Origin of the sequence: Haloechinothrix alba, assembly GCF_900188115.1 — a bacterium.
Classification (GTDB): domain Bacteria; phylum Actinomycetota; class Actinomycetes; order Mycobacteriales; family Pseudonocardiaceae; genus Haloechinothrix; species Haloechinothrix alba.
Genome location: NZ_FZNW01000032.1, coordinates 1 through 21,869 on the forward strand (window position 1 = coordinate 1; position 21,869 = coordinate 21,869).

Annotated in this window: 19 protein-coding genes; 2 read left to right on the forward strand and 17 right to left on the reverse strand. The window is 62.0% G+C overall.

Annotated features, from left to right (window positions below):
• Positions 1 to 556: 556 nt before the first annotated feature.
• Positions 557 to 679, forward strand: a complete 123-nt coding sequence (locus tag CHB84_RS23840) for a hypothetical protein (RefSeq protein WP_281251787.1) — start codon at positions 557 to 559, stop codon at positions 677 to 679.
• Positions 680 to 778: 99 nt separating this feature from the next.
• Here the strand turns inward: CHB84_RS23840 and CHB84_RS20730 are convergent, their stop codons facing one another.
• The 17 genes from CHB84_RS20730 to CHB84_RS23845 form a co-directional block, all read right to left on the reverse strand.
• Positions 779 to 1,876, reverse strand: a complete 1,098-nt coding sequence (locus CHB84_RS20730; protein ID WP_245818874.1) for a PEP-utilizing enzyme — start codon at positions 1,874 to 1,876, stop codon at positions 779 to 781.
• Positions 1,877 to 2,400: 524 nt separating this feature from the next.
• Positions 2,401 to 3,462 (reverse strand): DUF7064 domain-containing protein, encoded by a 1,062-nt coding sequence (locus tag CHB84_RS20735; RefSeq protein ID WP_217898674.1) that lies wholly within the window; start codon positions 3,460 to 3,462, stop codon positions 2,401 to 2,403.
• 745 nt (positions 3,463 to 4,207) lie between these two features.
• Entirely contained in the window at positions 4,208 to 5,470 is a 1,263-nt protein-coding gene (locus CHB84_RS20740) for an MlaD family protein (protein ID WP_176440062.1), read from the reverse strand.
• Positions 5,471 to 5,505: 35 nt separating this feature from the next.
• Positions 5,506 to 6,669 carry an MlaD family protein gene (locus CHB84_RS20745; protein ID WP_176440063.1) on the reverse strand — a complete coding sequence of 388 codons (1,164 nt, stop codon included), beginning with the start codon at positions 6,667 to 6,669 and terminating at the stop codon, positions 5,506 to 5,508.
• 80 nt (positions 6,670 to 6,749) lie between these two features.
• Positions 6,750 to 8,048 carry an MlaD family protein gene (locus CHB84_RS20750; protein ID WP_176440064.1) on the reverse strand — a complete coding sequence of 433 codons (1,299 nt, stop codon included), beginning with the start codon at positions 8,046 to 8,048 and terminating at the stop codon, positions 6,750 to 6,752.
• A gap of 9 nt (positions 8,049 to 8,057) precedes the next feature.
• Positions 8,058 to 9,320 (reverse strand): MlaD family protein, encoded by a 1,263-nt coding sequence (locus tag CHB84_RS20755; RefSeq protein WP_089303348.1) that lies wholly within the window; start codon positions 9,318 to 9,320, stop codon positions 8,058 to 8,060.
• Positions 9,321 to 9,322: 2 nt separating this feature from the next.
• Positions 9,323 to 10,690 carry an MlaD family protein gene (locus CHB84_RS20760; RefSeq protein ID WP_141134760.1) on the reverse strand — a complete coding sequence of 456 codons (1,368 nt, stop codon included), beginning with the start codon at positions 10,688 to 10,690 and terminating at the stop codon, positions 9,323 to 9,325.
• A gap of 2 nt (positions 10,691 to 10,692) precedes the next feature.
• On the reverse strand, positions 10,693 to 11,913 hold the full coding sequence (locus CHB84_RS20765) for an MlaD family protein (protein WP_176440065.1): 1,221 nt from the start codon (positions 11,911 to 11,913) through the stop codon (positions 10,693 to 10,695).
• A gap of 17 nt (positions 11,914 to 11,930) precedes the next feature.
• On the reverse strand, positions 11,931 to 12,758 hold the full coding sequence (locus CHB84_RS20770; RefSeq protein WP_089303351.1) for an ABC transporter ATP-binding protein: 828 nt from the start codon (positions 12,756 to 12,758) through the stop codon (positions 11,931 to 11,933).
• Between the two features lie 40 nt (positions 12,759 to 12,798).
• On the reverse strand, positions 12,799 to 13,632 hold the full coding sequence (locus CHB84_RS20775; RefSeq protein WP_245818873.1) for an MlaE family ABC transporter permease: 834 nt from the start codon (positions 13,630 to 13,632) through the stop codon (positions 12,799 to 12,801).
• 18 nt (positions 13,633 to 13,650) lie between these two features.
• Positions 13,651 to 14,550 carry an MlaE family ABC transporter permease gene (locus CHB84_RS20780; protein ID WP_089303352.1) on the reverse strand — a complete coding sequence of 300 codons (900 nt, stop codon included), beginning with the start codon at positions 14,548 to 14,550 and terminating at the stop codon, positions 13,651 to 13,653.
• A gap of 770 nt (positions 14,551 to 15,320) precedes the next feature.
• Positions 15,321 to 16,166, reverse strand: a complete 846-nt coding sequence (locus CHB84_RS20785) for a hypothetical protein (RefSeq protein ID WP_089303353.1) — start codon at positions 16,164 to 16,166, stop codon at positions 15,321 to 15,323.
• 94 nt (positions 16,167 to 16,260) lie between these two features.
• Positions 16,261 to 17,916 (reverse strand): phytoene desaturase family protein, encoded by a 1,656-nt coding sequence (locus CHB84_RS20790; protein WP_089303354.1) that lies wholly within the window; start codon positions 17,914 to 17,916, stop codon positions 16,261 to 16,263.
• Between the two features lie 327 nt (positions 17,917 to 18,243).
• Positions 18,244 to 19,734, reverse strand: a complete 1,491-nt coding sequence (locus CHB84_RS20795) for a pyruvate, phosphate dikinase (RefSeq protein WP_089303355.1) — start codon at positions 19,732 to 19,734, stop codon at positions 18,244 to 18,246.
• Positions 19,731 to 20,345 carry a hypothetical protein gene (locus CHB84_RS20800; protein WP_089303356.1) on the reverse strand — a complete coding sequence of 205 codons (615 nt, stop codon included), beginning with the start codon at positions 20,343 to 20,345 and terminating at the stop codon, positions 19,731 to 19,733. Before CHB84_RS20800 ends, CHB84_RS20795 begins: the two co-directional genes overlap by 4 nt.
• A gap of 58 nt (positions 20,346 to 20,403) precedes the next feature.
• A complete protein-coding gene (locus tag CHB84_RS20805) occupies positions 20,404 to 20,652 on the reverse strand; it encodes a hypothetical protein (RefSeq protein WP_141134761.1) in 249 nt (82 codons plus the stop codon).
• A gap of 920 nt (positions 20,653 to 21,572) precedes the next feature.
• Positions 21,573 to 21,701 carry a hypothetical protein gene (locus CHB84_RS23845; RefSeq protein ID WP_281251788.1) on the reverse strand — a complete coding sequence of 43 codons (129 nt, stop codon included), beginning with the start codon at positions 21,699 to 21,701 and terminating at the stop codon, positions 21,573 to 21,575.
• A gap of 6 nt (positions 21,702 to 21,707) precedes the next feature.
• On the opposite strand from CHB84_RS23845, the gene CHB84_RS24110 reads away from it, so the two are divergent.
• Positions 21,708 to 21,794 carry a hypothetical protein gene (locus CHB84_RS24110; protein WP_425432325.1) on the forward strand — a complete coding sequence of 29 codons (87 nt, stop codon included), beginning with the start codon at positions 21,708 to 21,710 and terminating at the stop codon, positions 21,792 to 21,794.
• Positions 21,795 to 21,869 lie beyond the last annotated feature (75 nt).

The window sequence follows — 21,869 nt, forward strand, 5'->3', positions numbered from 1 at the left end:
ACGCCACCCGGCCACTCTACGACCCCATTTAGTGCGCAAATCAGCCCAGCAACCGAAACAAACCAGCAGGTCAACAGGTCGCACTCGTCAAGACCCGCCGAACGTGGCAAAAGTCAGGTCATCATCGGGGCGCCATTCCCGCTGCGCGACAAACTAGCGCTGCTCACCAAGCGCACCCTGGTCAACACGCGCCTCGGACTGCGGCCCGAAACCGATGAGCTACGCGGCCCGACCAGTGACCCCGACGGCCTGCTGCGGGCAACACTCAAGACCTCCCTGCGTGACCCGGCCCGCCGGTGGCGGGCACTCAATACCGAGATCACGGCCAGATCCCTGTCACCACAGGCGACAGCGCCGATCGCATCCGCAACGAGACAGCCTTCGCCACACCCTGCGGTGTCGCACCACAGCCCGCGAGCAGCGATCGAACCACCGGCCGGCGTCGCAGCCGCAGCGGGGACCGAGCGGCCACCAGCGCGCTCGACATCCGCCCGGGAGATCGACGCCAAGCTACCGAAGCCAACCGCAGACGAGCCGCAGCTGACACGCATTCACGATGCGGCTGGACGAACACGGGAGCATCGAACGCTTCCACGGCACCCTGGCCGAGAGCTGGACATTCGCCACGTTCTACAACTCCGAGTCCGCCCATCTCGCCACCCTGCCATCGTGCCCCTGACTGGTCATGCTGGCAACGTTCGCACCAATCGCGTGCCGAACGCAGCCACTACACCACCCGAGGCGGCCCACCACAAGTAGGCGCCAAAGGGTCGCTGGGTCACGGAGCCGATGCGGCATCCGTATGCTCGAGGAGTTCGATCGCGCCATCTGAGCCATTCACCCGGAGCTTGTCTCCGGTCTTAATGACCCTCGTGCCGTTCCCGGTGTTGATGACGCAAGGGATACCCATCTCCCGGGCGACGATCGCCCCGTGGCTCAACGGTCCACCGATGTCGATGACCACAGCGGAGGCGACCAGAAAGAGCGATGCCCAACTCGGGTCGGTCGTAGCACACACGAGTACCTCGCCGTCTTCCAACTCGGTAGCATCCGCGTCGTGTATTACGCGGGCCTTTCCTTCAACAACGCCCGGGCTCACCGGCATACCGCTGACTTCGGAGTCCGGTTCCTCTGCCGCTCGGTTGCTTACCGGTGTCGGTGAACCGACCCATTGGTCGGGAAGTGTCAACTGGCGGTACTCGTCATAGATCGCGCGACGTTGCTGCACCACAGCCTCGACGTCATTGGGAAGTTCACGGATGACCTCGTCGACGGTGAGGTAGTACACGTCGTCGGCGGAGCTCACCATCCCCCGTGCCTCCAGGTCAGCACCGATCACCCGCGCGGCGGCCCGCGCACCGTCGATAGTCTGCACGAATGCGGCCTTGCCGACCTCGCGCAACGGAATATAGCGTTTGGCGATCTTGAGCACGAGCGAGGCTCGTAGCCGGCCAAGAGCGCCCAACCCCGCGAAGACACGCCGCTCCGCCTCCTCACGCTCCTGTACTTGGCGCGACGCCCGAGCCGTTGGAGATGAGGAGTCCGCCAGGCCGTCGTAGGTCTCGGCCAGCCGCCTCACCGGGGTGGGGTCCTCGCGCCACGAGCGCGACGAAATCTCCGCCTCGACCGGTGCATGATAGCCGTGTCGCTCGAGGAAGTCCTCGAGCGACAGCACGCCCCGAGAGACCTCCCACAGCTCGTTCGCGGACTTCGCTTCTTCGACGTCTCCGAACCCGGTGATGAGCGACGTGGCGATGCCAGGATTGCCACTAGAATCGGCAATCTTGCTGATCTCGTCGAAGATTCCGGTGCCAAGCAGAGTGACGATCGAGTGCGGACACATGACGCGCTCAAAGCGTCTCGCAGCATCGATCATCACACTGCGCGCGGTGGCCGCATCCGGTATGCCTCCGGGCGCCGTGACCGTTCGCCACCACTGGTCCGTCTCTGCACGCAGGCGATGGATCCGTTTCGGGAGCCGGACGACGTTCCACGGCATCTTGCACGCGACAATCGGGTAGCGTCGTTTCGACTGACTACCTCTGACGTCAGGTCGAACCGAGCCGAGCAGCTGCTCCTCCAGTGCGTCGCCTGACGTTCCCGGCATCAAGTCGGCGGCACGTCGCAGGCAGTCGATGTTGGCGGCGAACCGTCCGTAGACCGCTGCCGAGAACCGCTCGTCGATGGAGTCCCGAACGGTGACTTCACGTGACGGGAGGACTCCCAACTCACAGAACGCCTGCTTCATCCCGCGCTCGAGCGGGTCACGCCAGAACGTCCATCCTAGCGGCGTCGCCACCCCGGGAAAGTTCTCGCGGGTATTAACCGTCGTCCACGCGGTTTCCGGACTCCCGACGTCATGCAATGGATTCGTCATCACGGATCTCCTCTGAGTGGTGGTCAGATCTGCGCGAATCGTGCGGTCGCAACACGCCCCCGCTTCATCGCCTTCTGATACTTGTCGAACCAGATCTCTTGGTACGTCGCGTGCGTGACGCGGCCCTGGGAGTCCTCCCAGCGGTAGACACTGTCGTGGAACGACGCATTGGGCCAAGCGGGCAGCGAGGCGCATGCGATAGCCTCCCCACGGAAGCGATAGAACTCGCCGCGCTCGTCCTCCGCCTCTACCTCTTGACGCATCGGCAGGTAGATATCCGGGTGATACTCGAGCACGTTGCGCCGCACCCTACGGATTGACCGGACTTCGTCGCCGAGCTGGATCCACGCGAAATGGTGTGATGGGCGGTCACCGACATCGTAGAGTCCCATCCAGGCCGGGCCGGTGTCGCCAGGCTCGAAGCTGATCTGGTTGAAGATCAAGTCGTTGCCGAAGTACATCGGCGACCATCCCACCGGTGGGACCTCCACCGCTCCCCGCCGCTCGACGCGGACCTGATTCCACGAGCGATCCCGCGGTGCGTAGCAGTCGACCGCATGCCGCTCGCCATCCAGCCACAGCTCGCCCGTTACATGCATGAACTGCTCGCTCCCACCGGGCGTCCGGTCACCGCCGTGGTGGTCCTCCTCACCGGGCATCACGTGCCCTCGAGCAAACAGGGGTGTCACCGCCTCCGCAATGATGTCGAGGGCGGCCGCCCCATCCCCGCTCGAGTATGTCAGCCGCGCAGCGCGACCCGGCTCTACGAAATCGATGGTCAGACCGTTGTCGGTGGTAATCCTGTTCGCCTCCACCGAGGGCCACGGCATCGTGATTTCGTAGTCCAGGAAGGCGATGTCAGTGTGCTCGACGTTGTCGGTGTCACGAAAGATACACACGCCCCCCTGAGAGAGCGGGAAAGCCGGCTGGCACCGGAGGTAGAGAAAGGCGCCGATCCTCGCTTCTGGAATCGAGAATCCGAAGTAGTACGTGTGAATTGTATGCGGATCCCACTGCTCGTTGACACCGGGACGCGGGAGCAACAAATCCGTGCTCGAAGGTCGAGTCTGGATTGACACTGTCACGCTCCAATCTTGGTTGCTACACCGGGCCGGCCGGGGAGTGTCCGCCAATGATTCAATCCGACTGAGCTCATCCGGTGCATTGCCGACTCACTACGCAGTTCCCCGGTCTCCTCGAGGCAGGACCACGCCGGTGATGCATACCCTACGGCGCCTCACTTCCCTTGCACTGAGCCAAGCCCGCTGGTACCGCAACCGGCTCCGTAACTGATGAACATCGCAAGACGACATGAATACCGAGGACTCCAAGCGGTTCGCATCGGCAAACGTCCACGCTCGGAGATTGTATCCAGCGCCGTTATCAACAACGCCACAGCCACCGACGGTGTCCCATTTCAGCTGCGGAAAACAACAGGGAGAGACTCTACAACTGCTGCTACGAGACTTGGCCGGAAAACCGCATCGCCACATGGTTCGATGTTCGGATACCTACTCAAAAGTTTTTCAAAGGCGATCCTCGCATCCATTTGAGGCACCGGCGCACCAATACAGCGATGCTCCCTCCACGAGAAAGCTGGGACCTCGTCGGGGGTCGCGGTCCAAATCGAAACGCAACGGGTGATCGTAACTACAGGGATCATGATTGGCGACAGCACAGTTCATTTCAACCGGACCTCCCCTTCTGATCGAGCATCCACCAACTTCCGTGTCAGCTGCCGCGGTTCGCCGGATGTATTGCCCAGGTGCGACGATCCTGACGACCGCAGCCACCTTCCGGGCGTTGTCACAATCCATTGGAGCTGTCGCTTCATTCTTCATCTCGCTCAACCCTGGGGAAGTCCCCGGTGAATGGCTGGGGGTCGTCCATCGAACCACCCGCCGGGTACGGATTGTTCTCCCGCAACGTCGGTGCCAGGTTGGCAGTGGGATTGGGCTTTACCGTCTGATCGTCGACGGTGGGCTTGAGCCGCAGGTAGGTGTTCCCGTCCTCGTCCTGATAATCCATAGCCGCATGCCAGTTCGCGAAGAACGCGGCGACATCGGGACCGTACGGCCGGAGGTACTCCAGCATCGGATTGACATCACGCAACACATCCTGAATAACCGGTACCACCGGGTCGACATCGTCGCTGAATCGCGGGATCTTCCGAAGCGTTGCGGGCGAGCGGTCCAGCACGTTGTCCAACGTCGGCAACAATGTTCGTACGTCCCGCGACACGGCGGGCAGCTCCTGGAGGGCAGCGTCCAGACCGGGTGCCGCCTTTTTGAGATCCTCGGCCACGGGCGCCAGGTCCCCGGAGAGTTCTGCGACCTTCTCGCTCGCGGTCTTCGCACTGTCCAGCACGCCGGGAAGCGAGCGGATCGACTGTTCAAGGGCCTCGTTCTGGCCCGCAGTGGCCTGGGTCAATTGCTGGGCGTCCTCCACCACCCGCGCAATCTGGCCCTGGCGAGTGTCAAACGTGTCCAGCAGCTCGGTTGACTGGGCTAAGAGTTGCTCAAGGTCCCCGGACTGTGCTGCCAGGGCTTGCGTAGCAGTGTGCCCAGTACGACCAATGGACCCGAGACCCTCGAAGAGGGCCGTCAGGGATTCTTGGGTGTCCTCGGTGGCCCCTCCCAGGGTCTGAATCGATTTGCTCAGGGCATCGAGGGTCGGTTCATCCAGGCTTTGCAACACTGTGCGGAGGTCGACGCTTTCCAACGCGGCGGATTCAGGCAGCTTCGAACCGCTGGGCAGCTTCTCCCCGTCGCCATCGATCAACTTCACGTAGGACTGGCCGACGAGGGTCTTCTGACTGACCTGGACCTGCGCTCCCTCCCGTACTGGCGCTGCATCCGAGTCGAGGTGGAGTTTGAGTGCGACGCTATCGCCTCGCTGCTCAATTGTTTCCACCGTGCCCGCCCGTATGCCCGCGATCATCACGTCGCTGTGCGGAACGAGGTTCTGGGCGTGCGGCACTTCCGCTGTCAGGCGATAGTCCGGTGTTGTGATGCCGGGGATATTGCCGCCGGACTGCATCCAGAGGTAGCCGATGAATCCAACGGTCGCGGCCGCAAAGGCGGCTACGACCATAGCCCTTACTGTGAACCCGCCACCGCCTTTGGGTTTCATTCGTCATCTCCAGCTCGTTCGTTGCCAAGCACGCTTTGGGTGTTCACCGTCAGGTGACCACGTCCGAGCCCGCCGTGGTCGTCCGACAGCGTGAATAGGGAGTGTGTGTTGTAGACGAATGCGCCGAGGTCGTCGAGGAACGGCACCAGTGCAGCGGTAACGTAATCCATCTCCTGGGTCACAGGGCTGAGGTCGTCGAGCGAGTCGTGCACATTCCCGACCACGGGCTGCAGGTCGTCTACGAGCGGACGTGCCTTCTCGACAACCGGGTCCGCCGTCTCGATGGTCCCGCTCAGTGCGCCGACGAGGCTGTCCACGGATTCCACGGTGTCGGGCAGCTCATGCGTCGCTGCATCGATATTCTTGAGCGCCGGGTCAAGCTCTTCCGTCAGACCGGACACACTCTTCATGGAGTTCCGCAATTGCTCCGTCGTTCCAGGCAACTCCTCGAGCGCACCCCGCAGCTCGTCCTCGTTGTCGCTGAGACCGGCCAGTACCTGTTGGACGGAATCAATGAGGCTGACGAGTCGTTGATCGTCACCTGCCGCTGCGGCGGAGATGTCCGCGAGATCGGTCATCAGTTCCTCGATCACCTTATTGCGCTCACCGAGGGCCTGGACGATCGGTTGAAAGCGGTCCATGGATTCCTCGAGCTTGCGCAACGCTCGCGGTGCTTCTTCCGGTGCGTTCGCCAAGGCGGCGTCGGACTCCCCGATGAGTTGCGTGATCGCGTTCTGAGTGCGGGTATCCAGATGCTTGAGAACCTCGTCCGCCTGAACCGGTCGTTGCGTTTGCTCAACCGGGATCACCTCGCCCTCACCCAGCGGCTTTCCTGGAGGGCCACCCGGGTCCATCTCGACGTACATCTCGTTGAGCGGGTTTTTTGGTCGCAGGACGAGTTGGGCGTTGTCATAGACGGTGTGCTCGTCATCGACTGTCATGGTCAGCCTGCCGTGGCCTTGCTTGGTTGGCTCCGCGTCCACGATCTTGCCGACCTTCACTCCGGCCATGCGCACTTCCTGCTGAGTTCCCGGACTTACGGCCGGAAGCTCCTCGAACTCCGCTTGAACTTCGGATTCGGAACTCAACGGATTCCAGCCGCCTGCGTTGACGAGCAAGTACCCACCGGTTACCAAACCGAGCACGATCGCTGCAGTCATCGCCATGACGTTACGCAGCAGCCCCGGAGTGGTTCTCAAGCGCTGCCAGTACCGTCGAGGTGAAGGACGTTTCAGGGCGTTCACCGCGGGCCTCCTAGTTCGCTGAGGTTCTCGAGCAGCTCGTCGAGTCCCATGGGTGTGCCGACGGGAGAGTCCGACCCTGCACCGAGGGCGAATCCGATGGTTGCTCCGTTCTGATCGAACACTTGGGATGCTTTCGCCGCGTTTTCGATCAGGTACCCAAGTTCCTCATAGACCTTCGCGTCGCCGCCATTGCCGTCGTACGGACCGGAGCCCTGCCAGGGGTTCATCAGCCACTCGCGTACCGGGCCTGTCAGCCGATCAAGCGGAGCGCCATCAACATCGCGTAGGACACTGGCCGCCGTTTGCACGGTCGGGGTCAGCTCTTCAACTACGGGTCGCGCCTCCTGCGACAGGGGACGCAGGTCCGCCATCAGGGCTCGCGCGTCGCCCAGGACCGGTTCGAGTCGCCGCAACAGAGGGTTGGCTCGTTGCACGGTCGGGCGCATTTCGTCGGCGACATTGCGCACCCGGCTCAATGAGCCATCGAGCTTTCCCAGGCCCGATCGAGTCTTCTGCAGGGTTTGGGGTAGATCGTGCAGTGTTCGGGCAAGCGCATCACTCGTGTCGCCTAATGCTCTCGTGGTGACCTCCAGGTCGTCCACGATCGCTTCCAGTTGCCCATCGTTCTCGGTCAGGGCCGCTGCCAGGTCATCGAACCGGCCGACGATCTGCGGCAAATCTGTCGACGGGCGCGTGCCGCGCAGCCCACGCAACGCCTCGGTACCGGGTTCGAGAGTTTCCGGCGCGGTTTCGGCCAAGCCGACCAGCGCGTCGGCCGTCCCCGATTGCATTGTCTCGGCAAGTAGTTGTGTTGTGTTTTGCAGGCTTTCCCGAACCGACCGGGGCAGGGCACGGGTTATACTATCGAGTTCCACCGGTGTGGATGTGCGTTTGAGGGGGATAGCCTCTCCGGTGAACTCCACGCCGTCGCCGCTCGGGATCATGTCCACGTAATAATTGCCACCCAGCACCGTGGTGGGCCTGATCTCGGCCGAGGGCTTTTTTCCGAGTTTTTCTCTCGTTCCCGAGTCAAGTTTCATCTCGATATCGATGTGGTCAGTGTCCATGTCGACACCGGTGACGACGCCAACCGGGGCCCCGCCTATCTTCACCGGGTCCTGGTGCTCGATCAGCTTATAGTTGCGCGGGAAACTCGCGGTGATGGTCTCACCAGACTTGAGCGTCGCAACGATCGTCGGTTTGTGCCACACGGCCGTCAGCGCCAAGGCGCCTACGACGAGCACCACGAGACCGAGCAGAGCCGGCCGTCGCGTCAACAGTCCGAGTCGCTTCACTGCTATCCCTCACTCTCCCGGGACCAGTGAGCCGCCGGGCGCACGGTCCTCCGGCGCCTCTCCGGGCGCTGGATACGGATTCGTCGGCGCATCGACGATGCCTGCGACCGACGATGCGCTCGGAGCCACGATTCCCAGCCGCAGCCAGTGATTGTCACCGACACCGTCCGCGGTCAACGTCGATCCGGCCCGGATCCACGCCCCGAGGTCACCGGTGTAGGGCGCCAGCACGCCGAGGGGCTGCTCGGCATGATCGAGAGCCTCGTTCACCCGCGGGATGAGGGGACGTAGGTCGGCCGTCGTGGTGGTCAGCGATCCGACAGCCGGCTCGGCGTCCTCAGCGACCCCGGGGAGCTTGTCGATCGGTTCGATCGCCTCCCGCAGCACGCCCCGCAGATCCGGGGTCGCCACGCCCAGGGCCTCCGCACCCTCCTGGAGGTTGTCGACCGTAGACCGCGTGTCCGCGAGCGGTTGGTGGAGCGCATCCAGGGCAGCGTTGACTTCCGTCAACGTCTGCGGAGCTTTGTTGATGCTCTGCGCGAGCGGCTCCGCACCGTCCACGTTCACGGCGTGTAACGTCGCACCAGCCTCGTCGAGCAGGTCGGAGATATGCTGCTGTCGATGCTCGAAGCGACTAAGGAGCCGGTCAGCGTGCGCAACGAACGCGTCCAGCCGCGCCTCGGGCGCTCCCAGTGCGCTCCCAACCGTTCCCGCGTCCCGGACCACATCCGGTCCGACCTTGATAACCGTTTGTAGCTGACGACCGTGCCCTGCAGCAGCACCTCCCAGCTCCCGCAGCGTCGTTTGCAGCGCATCCCTGGTCGGCTTGTCGAACACATCGAATATGGCCTGGATATCCGTGGCCGGTTCGGTGTGCTCGACAGGTATCACCGTATCGCCGAGGGGCCCCGAGGACTCATTCCCGGTAGACAACTCCACAAACTTCTCCCCCAACGCATTCTTGTCCCAGATCGCCGCGCGAGCGTCCGCGTATACCTGCCTGTCGCCCTCCAGCTCCATCGTCACCACGACGTGGCCGTCGTTCCTTCTGATATCGGCTACCCGGCCGATCCGTCGGCTGTTTTTCCGAACATCCGCATTCGTACCGAGAATGCCGATGTCGGAGAACGCAGCCTCAACGACCGTGCGCTCGGCACCCGGGGGCCCCTTGTGTGCATTCAGCATAATGAACGTCGCACCCGCGATCACTCCGATGAGGCCGACACCGACGAGAAACGACCGCGCCCGGCGCTTGGTAACCGCCCTACTCATGCTCAGCTCTCCCCTTTGCCGTTTCCGAGAAGCTGATCAAGCAGCGCCTCTTCCTGCGACTCATTCAGCCCCGTTGCCCCGTTCTCCGGGCTGGCGTCGTTACTGTCCGTATCGCCGTTGTCGAGTGTCTCTTCGCCCAGGGGAGGAACGCCCAAGTTCGGCGGGTCTTCGATCGGTGATTTCGGAACCGTGTCACCGACCTCGGACGGAGCAACGCCTTTGCCGGTAGTCAGCAGCGAATCAGGCGTCATCACCGCCAGACCCCGGAAGTAGTGTGAGAGTCCGTCGCGGCTGCTGGTGGCCTTTGACCACCCTCCGACGAAATCCATCAGCTCCGACAGGTGGCTGATCGCTTCCTCGGCGATGGGACGAGCTGAGGAGGACACCGTCGCCAGGTCTCGTGTCCCGGGCTGTAGCGCTTCCACAGCGGGTCCCGCCTGATCGAGCAGCGCGTTCGCCTTTTCCAACACCGGGGTTATTTCGTTGAGCGCAGGGCCCGAGGCGTCCGCGAAGACCTCCAGTTCCTGGCTTATGCTGTCGAGGTCCTCCGTCACCGGACGGACGGATCGCAGGATGTCGGTGGCACCGTCCGACACACCCTCCAGCTGAGCCAGTTCCTCTCTCGCCCTGACCATCGTGTCCGGCAGCTGGTGGATCGTTTGTTCGAGCGCCTCTCGGTTGCTCGCCACCGTCGACAGCGACTGGTCCGTAGCCTCCAACAGCCGGTCGAGTTCCGTGCCCTCCTGCCCCGCAATCGCATCGGCCACCGGGCCAACTCGTTCCACGAGACGTTTCAGCGTCGCTGTCTGCCCGTCAAGCGTGGTAGCAACCGAATCAATCTCCTCCAGCGACGGCGTCAGCGTACTGATCAGCTCATCGACGTTCTCACCTTGCCCGGCGACACCCTCACCCAGCGTCGTAAGGAGCGCGCTCAGCCCCGCAGAAGTCGGATCGTCCAGGGTGTCGAGTACCTGATCGAGATCCGTCGCGCTTCCGGTTCGCTCACCGGAAATAAGGGATTCCCCTTCCATGTAGTCGGCATCGTCCGAGCCAGGATCAAGTGCGATGTAGCGCTCGCCGAGTAAGCTCACCGGCCGAATCTCGGCTGCCGCGTCCTCATGCAGCGGCAGGACCGAGTCATCCAACTCCATCTCAACCCGGGCCTGTCCCTGTTCCAACTCCAGCGAACGCACCTCACCCACCTTGGCGCCATCGATCTTGACCGAGTTACCTGCCGCGAGGGGGTTCGCGTCCTCAAACATGGCCACCACCGTGTTGTCGCCATCGGCTCCACTGGACGCGGCAATGCCTCCGACGCCCAAGACCGCTACCGCCAGGGCCGACACGCCCACCATGCTCTTCAATGGCATCGCTAGCGCACCCCGCTTCCGTGCGCGTCCGTCCACGGCTCGTCGCCTGCATATCCCGGGTCGGGCTGCTTCTCCTGGGTCAATCCCGGAGGTACGACTCCCGGATTGTTATCGACGGCGCTCGGCCCTCCAATCAGTTCAGCCCTGGCGTAATGACCGGCGCCGTCGTAAGCCGAGAAGGCCGACGCCCAGTTCGTAACCCAGCCCGCGAGTCCCGGCGTGTACGGTCGCAAAAAACTCACCGCCGGCTGGACCTTCTGCACTAGACGTCCGGCGTCCGGCACCACAGAGTGACTACGGTCCAACAGCTCGGGGGTTTCGCCAAGCAGCCCATCCGCGGCCTGCAACGTGGGGCCCAGCTCAGCAACTGTGGATCGCGCATCGGCCAACATCGGGGCGAGATCATCCGCTATACCAGGCAACCGCGCAGCCACGGGCCGCAGGTCCTGCAAAAGGGGGGTCACATCATCGACTGTGGTCGGGACACTATCCAATGTGTTCTCTGCATCTTCCAGCGTGCCAGGCAGTTCGTCAAGCGCTGCCGTCAGCTGCTCTTGTTCCTGCGCCGCCTTCGCTGTGACATCCCCCAGTCCGCCAATCGTGCTGTCCAGTCGACTCTGGCGCGTCGCCAGCGTATCCGTGACCTCTCGCATGCGTGTCACGAGTGTCCGAATCGCCGGGCCGTCCTGCCCAATCGCCTCCAGGACGCCGCCCAACTGCTGGACCGCAGGACCGAGCGACTGAATCATCCCCTGAAGGTTGTCGTCCTCACCTTCCACCGGCGTCTGCAGCTGCTGAAGGAACTCACTCAAGCTCCGCCGCGTAGGTGCGTCCAGAGTCTCCAGAAGATCTTCCACCCGGACGTTCTCGCCCCCCGCCTCGATCCGACTTCCGCTATCCAGCTGCTCGTTCTCGTCCGGGCCTCGCTTCAGCGTGACAAAGCGCTCGCCGAGCACTGAGCGCCACTCGACCATCGCTGTTGTTCCGGCATGAAGCGGCGCGTGCTCGTCATCGATCGCCACCGACAGCAACGCGCTGCCGTCGTCATGCTCGATCGAACTCACCGACCCCACCTCTATCCCGTCGATCTGAGCCTTCGCTCCCTCCTCGACCCCGATCGCGGACTCGAGGGTGAACTCCAACTCATACCCGTCGTCGCCAAGGCCCACATACGCTCCGCCAGCCACCAGCGACACCGCCGCCAACACGGCGATCCCACTCATACCCACACGGTATTTCATCAATCCATTCCTAACGGGCCATCCTCTTCTCCGGAAATAAACTGCCGAACGAACGGATCTTCCGATTCAAGAGCACCCTGCAGCGAACCGTAATACACCAGTTGTCCCTTCCACAACATTCCTACATAGTCACTCACCTTCCGCGCGGTCTCAATGTCGTGCGTCACCAGCACGTACGTCCCCCCGTATTGCTTGTGCATTTGTAGGATCAATCTGTTGAGAAGGCTGGTACGCACCGGATCCAGGCCCGAATCCGGCTCGTCGAACATCACCAAATCAGGATTCATGATCAGCGCCCGCGCAAACCCCGCGCGCTTCCGCATACCTCCGGAGATCGCCCCAGGCTCCTTATCCGCGGCTTCCTGCAGACCCACCTCTCCGAGCCGCTCCCACACCAGCTCCGTAATCTTTTCCTCGCTGTACTCCGTGTGCATTCGAAGCGGATGTGCGACATTGTCGAAGACACTCATGGAGCCGAACAGGGCACCGTCCTGGAACAGCACCCCGAACCTTTTCCTGAGCTCGTAAACCTCATCCTCCGTCAGCGACCAAATATCGACACCGGATACCTCGACCGTCCCGATATCGGGCTCAAGCAAACCGAGTATGTGCTTCAACAACACACTTTTTCCGGTGCCGGAGGGCCCTAAAATCGTGGTAATCGCGTTATTTTTGAACGACACATTCAAATCACGTAGGACCTCGACATCGCCAAACCTCTTGTGCACACCCCTGATTACGATCGGGTCGCCATTCTGGGACTCGTCGTCGCTCGCTGATACCAACGTGCCCGCACGGCGGCCACTCTCAGTAGAAGAAGCCCGCATGGTCGCTCCTTTCAATGGTGCTCGACTCATTGTTCTACTCTCAGTTCGCCGCCGGAATGTTCGCGAATCCTTGACCCCAGAAAAGCAGGTGGAAAAACATCGCCAGCACGCTGACCATAACCAGGTTCATAACCATGGATTTCGCCGTTGCCAATCCCACTCCCGCTGGGCCACCCTGCGCGTTGTAGCCGTAATAGCAACCGACCAACACCGTACTGGTCCCGAGCCCGAGTCCCCAGATTACCGAATATATTAGATCCGCCGGACTCTGCCACGCCCACAACACACTCAGAAAACCACCGTGTGAAACGGTCCCGAGCACATGAACCATCATGACGTACGAACTCAGATACACCAGTGCCGTACCCGTTATATAGAGGAAAGGAACAGCCACCCACGCTGCCACCAGCCGAGTTCCGACCAGGTACGGTATCGGGCGAACACCTGTAACCTTGAGTGCATCGATTTCTTCCGAGATTCGCATCGAGCCGATCTGAGCTACCAGTCCGCAGCCGACCTTCGCGGCCAGAATCCAACCCCACATCAGGGGCCCAAACGCCCTTGGGCCACCGTAGGCCGGAAAGATTGCCGCATATCCGGGCGCGCCGAATTGTTCCGTGAGATAGCTGCCTTGCGTGCCCCATGCCACGCCGAAAACCGCCATGAGCGCCCACATAAAAAGCGCCGACGAACTGATGAGAACACCCACCTGCCGTATGGCCTCCGTGCTGTACAGCCGCACTTTACCCAGCGAGCGCACGGTTTCCCCGGTAAAGTGCGCAATACGACCGATGGATTCCAGTCCTTGAGCGACGCTACGTTGCGCCTCGCGGGTGGTTACGCCAGCTCTGGTACGATTCTGCGTGGTAGCCACTCTACATACCTACCGGTTTCATCGAAGAACATGCATCTCAGGGAAGAAGCCCATTAACGTGACTGTGTACACCGTGCTCGTCACCCATACCGCGGCAAATGAAATGACAATTGCTTGGTTCACAGCTCGTCCCACGCCTTCCGGACCTCCCTGCACGGTCAGCCCTTTATATGCACAGATCACTCCAATAATAAAGCCGAACAGCGCCGCTTGCGCGACGCCCGCGGCTACGTGAATGACAGTGAGGTTGTCGTACAGCGTCGCAAAGTACAAGCCGGGCGCGATGCCTGTCAGCGCTTGAAGAATGTACGCACTGCTGATATTCGAGATAAACACGGCAACGAAGTTCAGTAACACCGTCATCATCACGGCCGTGACAACTCGTGCCAGAACGAGGTGACGAATGGGATCCAGTCCCAGCACGCGCATGGCATCGAGTTCTTCACGTATCTTGCGTGCCCCCAGATCTGCCGTGACCGCTGCCCCCACTATGCCCGCCACCACCATGCTGTTGAGCCACGGCATAATCTCGATCACGTTCAACGCCAGAAAGAACTGACCGAATCGATCGGCTCCGCCGACGATGTCGAGAAACGTGACGGCCAGCGTCGTAATCAACACCGCGGCCGCAACAACCGACATCACCAGAGGAAACCACGACTGCCGAACCACGCGGTACATCTCGTCGACGACTTGCCGCCAATACCCCGTCGGACGACGGAGTACCATATACACGATCTTCCCCCCGAGTTGGCAAATCTCACCCGCTTGTGCAATTGGCCCGAAGATCGCATCGGGAACGTGGCGAGCCCACTGGGATTGCGGTACCCGACGCAGCGGACGCGAGAAGGATTGCTCCACCTGCGCCGCTGTGTCGCTCGTCGTCCTCAACTCGCCAAGGCTTCCACCATCGCTCATATGGCAATCACTCCTGGCAGCCCGGTGCTTACATACTGTGGATGCCGCGGCATTAGGCGTAGGTCCAACGTGCAGCTCCACTTCGTCTTGCCGGTGCTGCGGATACCCCGTACATGGTGATAGGGACAGCCCGTGTCCTGCACAGACGCCGTAAGGGTCCCTCCCTCGCAGGCCTACTCATAAGCGAGTCCGTCTCGCTTTTCGAGCAGCATGGGGCTACAGGATCCCGCTACATCAATATGCGAGGTTTGCGAGTACTCGGCAGCTACCGACGCCGTACCAGCAACCTGACAAGCATCTGCGTTTAACGTATAATCCATATTAAATCCGTGTCGTCCGTGTTGGCAAGAGTCAAGCTAGCTCACTCGTGCACACCACTGTCGGTAGTCTGGAATTGATCGTTCTTGATCTCGCTTGGGTACGTTGACATGTGCGGTCCTCCGGGTACTACCAATGTGCGTCGTCGGCTCCTGTAAGGGTTCTTCGAGTCGTGGGGACGGACGTGGCAAAGATCCGCGCCAGGAACGCGATGTCAGCGTGTTCGAGATTCTCGATGTCACGGAAGATCCGGTCCTCACAGTGGGAAGGCCGGTTGGTACCGAAGGTACGGGCAACCGCCGATCTGCAATTCCGGTACCGGGAATCCCGACTAGTAGGTGTGAATGGTAGGCGGAACCCGCTGCTCGTTTTGGCACCGGGCGGCGGCAGCAACCGCTCCGTACTCGGAGGACGAGTCTGGATGGGCGGAGGGCGAGTCTGAATGGGCACTGTCACGCTCCAATCTTGGTAGCTCCACCGGGTCCGGTGGCCACAGGAGTGTCCGGCGACGACATCAGACCGATTGACCCCATGCGGCGCATCAACGACTCATTGCCGATTTCCTCGGGTTTCTTGGCGACAGCCAGGCCGATGATCCACACGGTGAACAGCGCGAGGCCCAAGGTCGCCGCCGCCGCCAGGTGCGTCCAGACATAGGACACGTCATCCTGGTTCAAGGCCGCCCATATCGGCCACGCCGCGGCCCCGTTGGCAGCCCCGTCGGCCATGGGCACAACGGGAATGACCGCGAGCAGCTTCCAATTGGTGTTCAGGAAAGGCCGGAGTTTGTAGATCACGGCACCGGCGATCATCGGCATCAGCGGGTTGACGATGGGCCACCACAGTGGAAGCCCCCAGATATTCAACGGCTGCTGCCCGTAGTAAAGGTACACGCCCATCAGGATGCCTGGAGTCTCCAGACAGACGTTGATCACGGCATCTATCGCCCACAAGATGAAGAGATCACGCATCGTGACACCACGGGAGTACATCTTGTAGGCCACGTAACCGAGCCCGCCCACATACCACGGGTACACCATGACGATATACAGTGGCATCGTCCGGTCCAGGATCGTGAATGTGCTGAACGCATTGATCTCCTTGAGATACACCAGCCCGAGCACGTCCACGATCGGCTCGAACGATGCTGCGAACACCCCGCCGATCAGGCAGTAGAGCAAGATCGGCCCCTTGCCCTTGAGGATGCGACGGAGGGCGACGGCTATGGCCGCACCGAGGGGAAGAAACAGGAAAGCGGTAAAGATGTTTTCCGGAAGTTTCGGTATAGGCTCGTCCACCGGTGGTTGTGGAATCGTACTCAGTACCGTAGTCAACATGCGCTATTCACCCCGATGGTCCGTACTGAAAAACTCATTTGACTGTCCATACCAACTATCGGTTGTTCGGCTGCGCTCCCGACCGCACCGCGCGCACCGCCCGCGTGAGCCGGGTTGGATTCTGGTCCCGCAACAGTGCTTGCGCGGCCAGCTTGCCGGGCAGGCCGCACACGCCCCCGGTCGGGTGCGTCCCGGCACCGCTGAGATACAGCCCGTCGACCGGCATTCGGTAGCGGCCGAGGCCTTCCGCCGGACGCATCGGCCCGAATCGCGTGATCAGGGGATCGACGTGGAACACGTTTCCCGCTGGCGCGTTGAAGCGCTTTTCCAGGTCAGGACCGCCGAGAACGGTCCGATCGATCTCGAGTTCATCCAAGCCCTGGTAGTACTGGGCGCAGTCCTTCAGCACGCTGTCGCCGATTCGTTCCCGTGCTTCGTCCCAGGAGTCTTGGGGGGTTACCGGGACGACACCGGACCACATCCAGAAGGTGTCACAGCCTTCGGGTGCCTGCGTGGGGTCGACCGCCGACGGGATGATCGCGCAGCTGACCGGCACGGGGTCGGGCCACTCACCCCGCACGAGCGAGTTCCAACCAGCGTCTTGTTCGGCAAGGGTGTGCCAGGCGGTCAGATACTTGCGCAGGTCGAGGCCGTCGCCCCGCCATTTCTCGTGCTTGGCCATGCTGACGTGGCCTTTGAGTGCCACATTGATCTTCAGCGAGGTCGCGTGTGTCTTCCGGATGGGGATGTCCTTGACCCGCCATTGCAGCTCCTCCGAGAGGGTGCCCTCCGGTAGCAGCTCTCCCAACGTGACCGTCGGATTGCAACCGGTCAGCACTGCCCGGCGAGCGCGGATCACCTCACCGGATTCGAGACGCACGCCGCTGGCGCGGTTGCCGTCGACCAGGATCTCGTCCACCCGCGCGGAGGTATGCACCTCGCCGCTGTGCGCATTGAGACACCGGTGCAGCGCAGCGGGAAGGGCCCCGGTCCCGCCGATCGGCATGGCGTTCGATACCTGCTGCACGAGCCCGAGGTAGATCATCGCCCACGCGGTCATATCCAGCCGCATCTGGGAGAACGCTGCCATCGCGGCCAGTGCGCCCTTTGGTAACTCGGTCTCGAAGGTCTCTTCGAGGAATTCGGTGTGCGATGCGTAGAGCATCCGGCGCAACCCCCAGAGCGGACCCGGGTTGCGCGCCGCTCCGACGAGTCCCTTCAACATCTCGCGGTTCAACGGTCGGGTGGGCTGCGAGTTCATGTAAGGGACTACGACCTTCATTGCGGACCGCAAGGAATTGGCGAGCTCGAGCCACCGACGAGCATCCCTGGAGGAGAAGTACCGGAGCTCGTCGGCCGACCGATTGGCGTCCTCCCACACGGCGAACGAGCTTCCGTCCGGCGCAAGCTGCACGTGAGCCGGGTCGACCGGTATTTGCTTGAGCCCGTACTGCGCCAGCTGCAGCTCCTCGACGATCCGTGAGAGCCGGAAGACCCCAGTCAGTTGAATCGCACCTTCGTTGAAATCGTGTTCCGGTACCGAATCCATAATGGGATTCGTGCACGTCATGCCTCCGATGGTGGGAGAGGCCTCGAGCACAACGACCTTGAGACCCTCCCGGGCGAGATAACACCCCGCAGTCAGGCCATTATGGCCCGCACCAACGATCACGACGTCGGCTTCCTGCGGTATACGGGCACGATTAGTCATTGCCGCACCTTATCGAGCTCATAAGCAAATACAACGCCTTACGTTCAAGATTGCGTCATACTACAGCTTGCGATTTGACGTGTACTGTTGATCATTTCGGGTATCGATGTACTGTTTATGGACAAGCAGTTGTTTCGATCGCCCTGCCCGAAGAACAAAGTACCCAGCAAGAGCACTGTTACAAACCTATTGTCAAGTCCGTCCCATGGCGACTGTAGTAACTGTGACAACTTATCCAAGTATTCTTCGACAATCGTCAATCCTACTACATAAACCACCAACCTGATCGTCTAGACACTTCTGGTTTTATCGATATTCGACCATCCATTACTGTCCCGAGCGGATTCGAAGCAGCTCGGCCAACGAACCGGCGGCATCACCGCCAAGTTCTTCCTGGAGCCACGTCGAGATCTGGACGATATCGGGGTCCTCTCCCTCCGAGCCGGCGACAATCGTAGGTCGCCCCTTATAGACCGTTCCTTCCGCGGCATCCACGGTGAGTTCCTGTCCGGCCGTTCCGGTGACGGTTCCTTCACCGCATCCCACAATGCAGGGGATGCCCATCTCGCGACAGGCGACGGCGGCGTGCGAGGTGGAGCCGCCTAGTTCGGTGAGCACCGCCTGACACATCGACATAGCTGCGACGTCATCCGGATGGGTCGACGGGCGGGCGAGAACGACATTCTCCCCTGCCTCCGCCCGGTCCTGAGCCTCGTCGGCATCAACGACCACGGTGCCGGTCGCGATGCCCGGGCATGCCGGTTTACCCGTCGCTACGGTCGTCGCCGTGTCGAGAGCAGCAGGATCGATGTGCGGTGCCAGGAGCGTCTCGAGGTGCTCCGGCGCAATACGATCCAATGCTTCACTCACGCTGATCAGTCCCTGCCGCTGGAGCTGCACGGCGTGCCGCACAATGGCCTCTGGCGAGCGTTTCGCACTGCGCGTCTGCAACAGCCACAACGTGCCGCTCTCCACGGTGAACTCGATGTCCTGAACGTCCCGACTGTGTTGCTCCAGCTTGGTCGCAGCTGTCATCAAGTCCGTGTACGCGCCAGGCATAACCGACGCGAGATCGTCAAGTGGAAGGGCATCGGACCGTCCGGAGACGATGTCTTCGCCCTGGCCGCGTGGCAACCACTCCCCGTACGGCTCGGCCGACCCGGACAGGGGGTTCCGGGTGAACAAGACACCGGTACCCGAGCGGTTGTCGAGATTGCCGAACACCATAGCCTGGACCGTTACAGCGGTACCGCCGTCGTCGGAGATACCACGGTCGCGTCTATAGGACACCGCCCGGCGCGAGTTCCACGAGTCGAGCACCGCGATGATCGCCAAACGAAGCTGCTCCCAGGGGTCATCGGGAGCAGCCACGCCAACCACCTGTTCGAACTGCTCGCGAAACCGCTCTCGCGTGTCGTCGGCGTAGGCCGGATCGCCGCTTTGCGCCGCCAGTGCCTGCGAAACCCCGTCAGTCATCCCGAGGTTGAGCACGGTGTCCATCATCCCGGGCATGCTGGTCGCGGCGCCCGAGCGTACCGACACGAGAAGAGGATGGTCCCCGGTACCGAACGTCCGTCCGGTGACGTGCTCGAGATGCGACATCGCTTCCGGTACCGCGGACCATACGTGAACAGGCAGCTCCTGCCCGCCGTCGTAGTACTCCTGACACACTTGGGTGGTGAGCACGAACGCAGGTGGGACGGGAACGTCCAGAGCGCGCATCTGTTCGATGCTCCAGGCCTTGCCACCGAGGGTCTCGCGAGGCTGGCCGGTACTGCCATCCAGCACCAGGACGTTGGCGTGTGCGATGCCTGTCATTCAGCCCTCCCCGCTGCTGCTTCGGCCTGCCGCGATAGGCCCGCCAAACCGATCAGTTCCTCGTGGAACTCGAACCACACTGTGTGGTAGCTGTCCTTGAGCGGATGGGCCAGCCAGGAGTGATCGCCGTCGACGGCGGCAGCCAGTGCTGATGAGAAACGATCGCGATAGGCCGCGAGCCTGGGCACGACGGACACGATTCTTTCCACCAACGGCAGGAAGTCGTCGTGCAGCTCTCCTAGCCGTTGCACAACTCGGGCGTCGTAGTCGGCGTCACTGTGATCGTTGGGCGTGTTCTCGTCGATCTGCTGCCAGTCCGTCATCAGCTGCTTGAACTGCGAGTTGAACGGCTCGAAGTCGCGGTAGGCGGACAACAACGCGTCTGTGTCGATGCTCGCGCGCTCGGCCTCGAGCAGCTCGTGGAGACGTTCCTTACCCTCTGGTGTCACCTTGTACCGCCCACGCGCTTCGGAGAGAAGCCCGTCTTCGACCAGCCGGCTCAGCAAGGCATCAAGGGACTCTGCGGGGATGTCGGTGCTCCGCGCGATGTCCCCTGCCTGCGGGCGGCCCTTAAGGCGCACAGCTTGCAGAACCCGAATTTCTTTGTGCATCACTACCCTCTCTCGCTGAGGGGTTCACTGACCCGCTTCACAGCACTACGACGCCGCATCAGCTCTCCGCCAGAACACTCGTACAGCGCGGCCGAGAGGCCCCGGATCCATCGATTGGCATCGCGTTCGCTATGCGCTGTACGACGTCGATGTAGATCGCCGTCCACGCCGCTACGTCGAGGCGCATCTGCGAGAAGTCGGCCATCGATACCAAGGCGCGCTTCGGCAACCCGGTTTCGAATATGTCCTTCAGCGACACCGTGTGCGAGATCGTCAGCACATGACGGAGTCGCCACAGGGGATCCACGTAACGTCCTGTCGCCAGGACACGCTCCACCAACTCGCGGTTCCCCCGCCGCGTGGGTTGCGATCGCATGTACGCGACAGCCGCACTGAATGCCGGATCGAGCGCGTTGGCAAGGTCCAGCCACGCGCGCGCGTCTCGGTGAAAAGGGCTTACGTTCCTCAGCCGACCGATTGGCATCCTGCCACGCGGCGACCGAACTCCCCTCCGGTGCCAGTTGCACGTGAGCGGGTTCAATCCGCACGTGATGGAGGCCGCAGCCGGCCAGTTCCAGGCCCGTGGCGGTACCAGACAGTTCGAAGATGCCGGTCAGCCGGACCGCACCCTCGCTGAAACAGTGGCACGGCGCCTCTTCGACGGTCGCGTTCGTCGACGTGATGCCGCCGGACGTCGGAGCTGTTGCGCGCACTGCCACCTCGAGATCCGCCCGGGCGAAGTAGCAGTCAGCAGTTGGGCCGCTGTGACTCCCTCCGGTGATCACACCATCAGCGTGTTGGGCACACCCTGCGCCATTGCTTCCGCCGCTCATGGTTAGGCATCCTAGCGCACTCTGAAGCGTGCTTTCAATGGTGATCATGCTTTCAGCAATGAAAATATATTCGTGTCCAGCTGGCATCGCTGCAGGATGAACTAGAGCCGGCTTGCCCACGCCACGTACCAGGTCTGGTTCGACAAACACCAGGAGGCGAACAAGCAGCGAACCAGCTTCCCAGCTCGATTCACGACTGCGCCTACCACGGCAAGAGGCGGCGGGATCGTCGCATCACCTTCGGCCCCTACCGAGAGCTGAACGGGGAGCAGCATTGCGAGCGATCACCGGTCTCACGCGATACGGCGAGAGCTCTGAGGGGCGCCAGCAACCGGATCCGACCAAGAGGTAGTAGCAGGACGGCGCGCGCTACCGCTGCAACCGCGTGACGCCGCTAACCGAGGGCGACCGCCTCCCCGACGGCTTCGGAGCGTTCGAGAGCAGACACAGCCAACCCGCGTTGGTTGTCGATCATGTTCATCCGCAAGGCCCTGATCGTCGACATGGCGGCGTGCTCAGTCACGCCGCTGTGATCGCGCGTGAGCTTGCGATGCCGTGCGTGGTCGCGTCCCACGAGGATAGCCGTGCAGTTGCGCCCCGAGTTTTGCCAGATTAGTGCGTAGGCTGGCTGGCCGTGTTGATGGCGTCGAGCGCGTGTTGGAGGTCGTCGGGTAGCGGGTCGGCGGCTGTG

Bases quoted from the DNA above. Each gene is read 5' to 3' on its own strand.
- CHB84_RS23840 (WP_281251787.1), top strand. From the start codon at position 557: ATGCGGCTGGACGAACACGGGAGCATCGAACGCTTCCACGGCACCCTG.
- CHB84_RS20730 (WP_245818874.1), bottom strand. From the start codon at position 1,876: ATGATCGATGCTGCGAGACGCTTTGAGCGCGTCATGTGTCCGCACTCG.
- CHB84_RS20740 (WP_176440062.1), bottom strand. From the start codon at position 5,470: ATGGTCGTAGCCGCCTTTGCGGCCGCGACCGTTGGATTCATCGGCTAC.
- CHB84_RS20745 (WP_176440063.1), bottom strand. From the start codon at position 6,669: ATGACTGCAGCGATCGTGCTCGGTTTGGTAACCGGTGGGTACTTGCTC.
- CHB84_RS20755 (WP_089303348.1), bottom strand. From the start codon at position 9,320: ATGAGTAGGGCGGTTACCAAGCGCCGGGCGCGGTCGTTTCTCGTCGGT.
- CHB84_RS20760 (WP_141134760.1), bottom strand. From the start codon at position 10,690: ATGCCATTGAAGAGCATGGTGGGCGTGTCGGCCCTGGCGGTAGCGGTC.
- CHB84_RS20765 (WP_176440065.1), bottom strand. From the start codon at position 11,913: ATGAGTGGGATCGCCGTGTTGGCGGCGGTGTCGCTGGTGGCTGGCGGA.
- CHB84_RS20770 (WP_089303351.1), bottom strand. From the start codon at position 12,758: ATGCGGGCTTCTTCTACTGAGAGTGGCCGCCGTGCGGGCACGTTGGTA.
- CHB84_RS20780 (WP_089303352.1), bottom strand. From the start codon at position 14,550: ATGAGCGATGGTGGAAGCCTTGGCGAGTTGAGGACGACGAGCGACACA.
- CHB84_RS20790 (WP_089303354.1), bottom strand. From the start codon at position 17,916: ATGACTAATCGTGCCCGTATACCGCAGGAAGCCGACGTCGTGATCGTT.
- CHB84_RS20795 (WP_089303355.1), bottom strand. From the start codon at position 19,734: ATGACAGGCATCGCACACGCCAACGTCCTGGTGCTGGATGGCAGTACC.
- CHB84_RS20800 (WP_089303356.1), bottom strand. From the start codon at position 20,345: ATGCACAAAGAAATTCGGGTTCTGCAAGCTGTGCGCCTTAAGGGCCGC.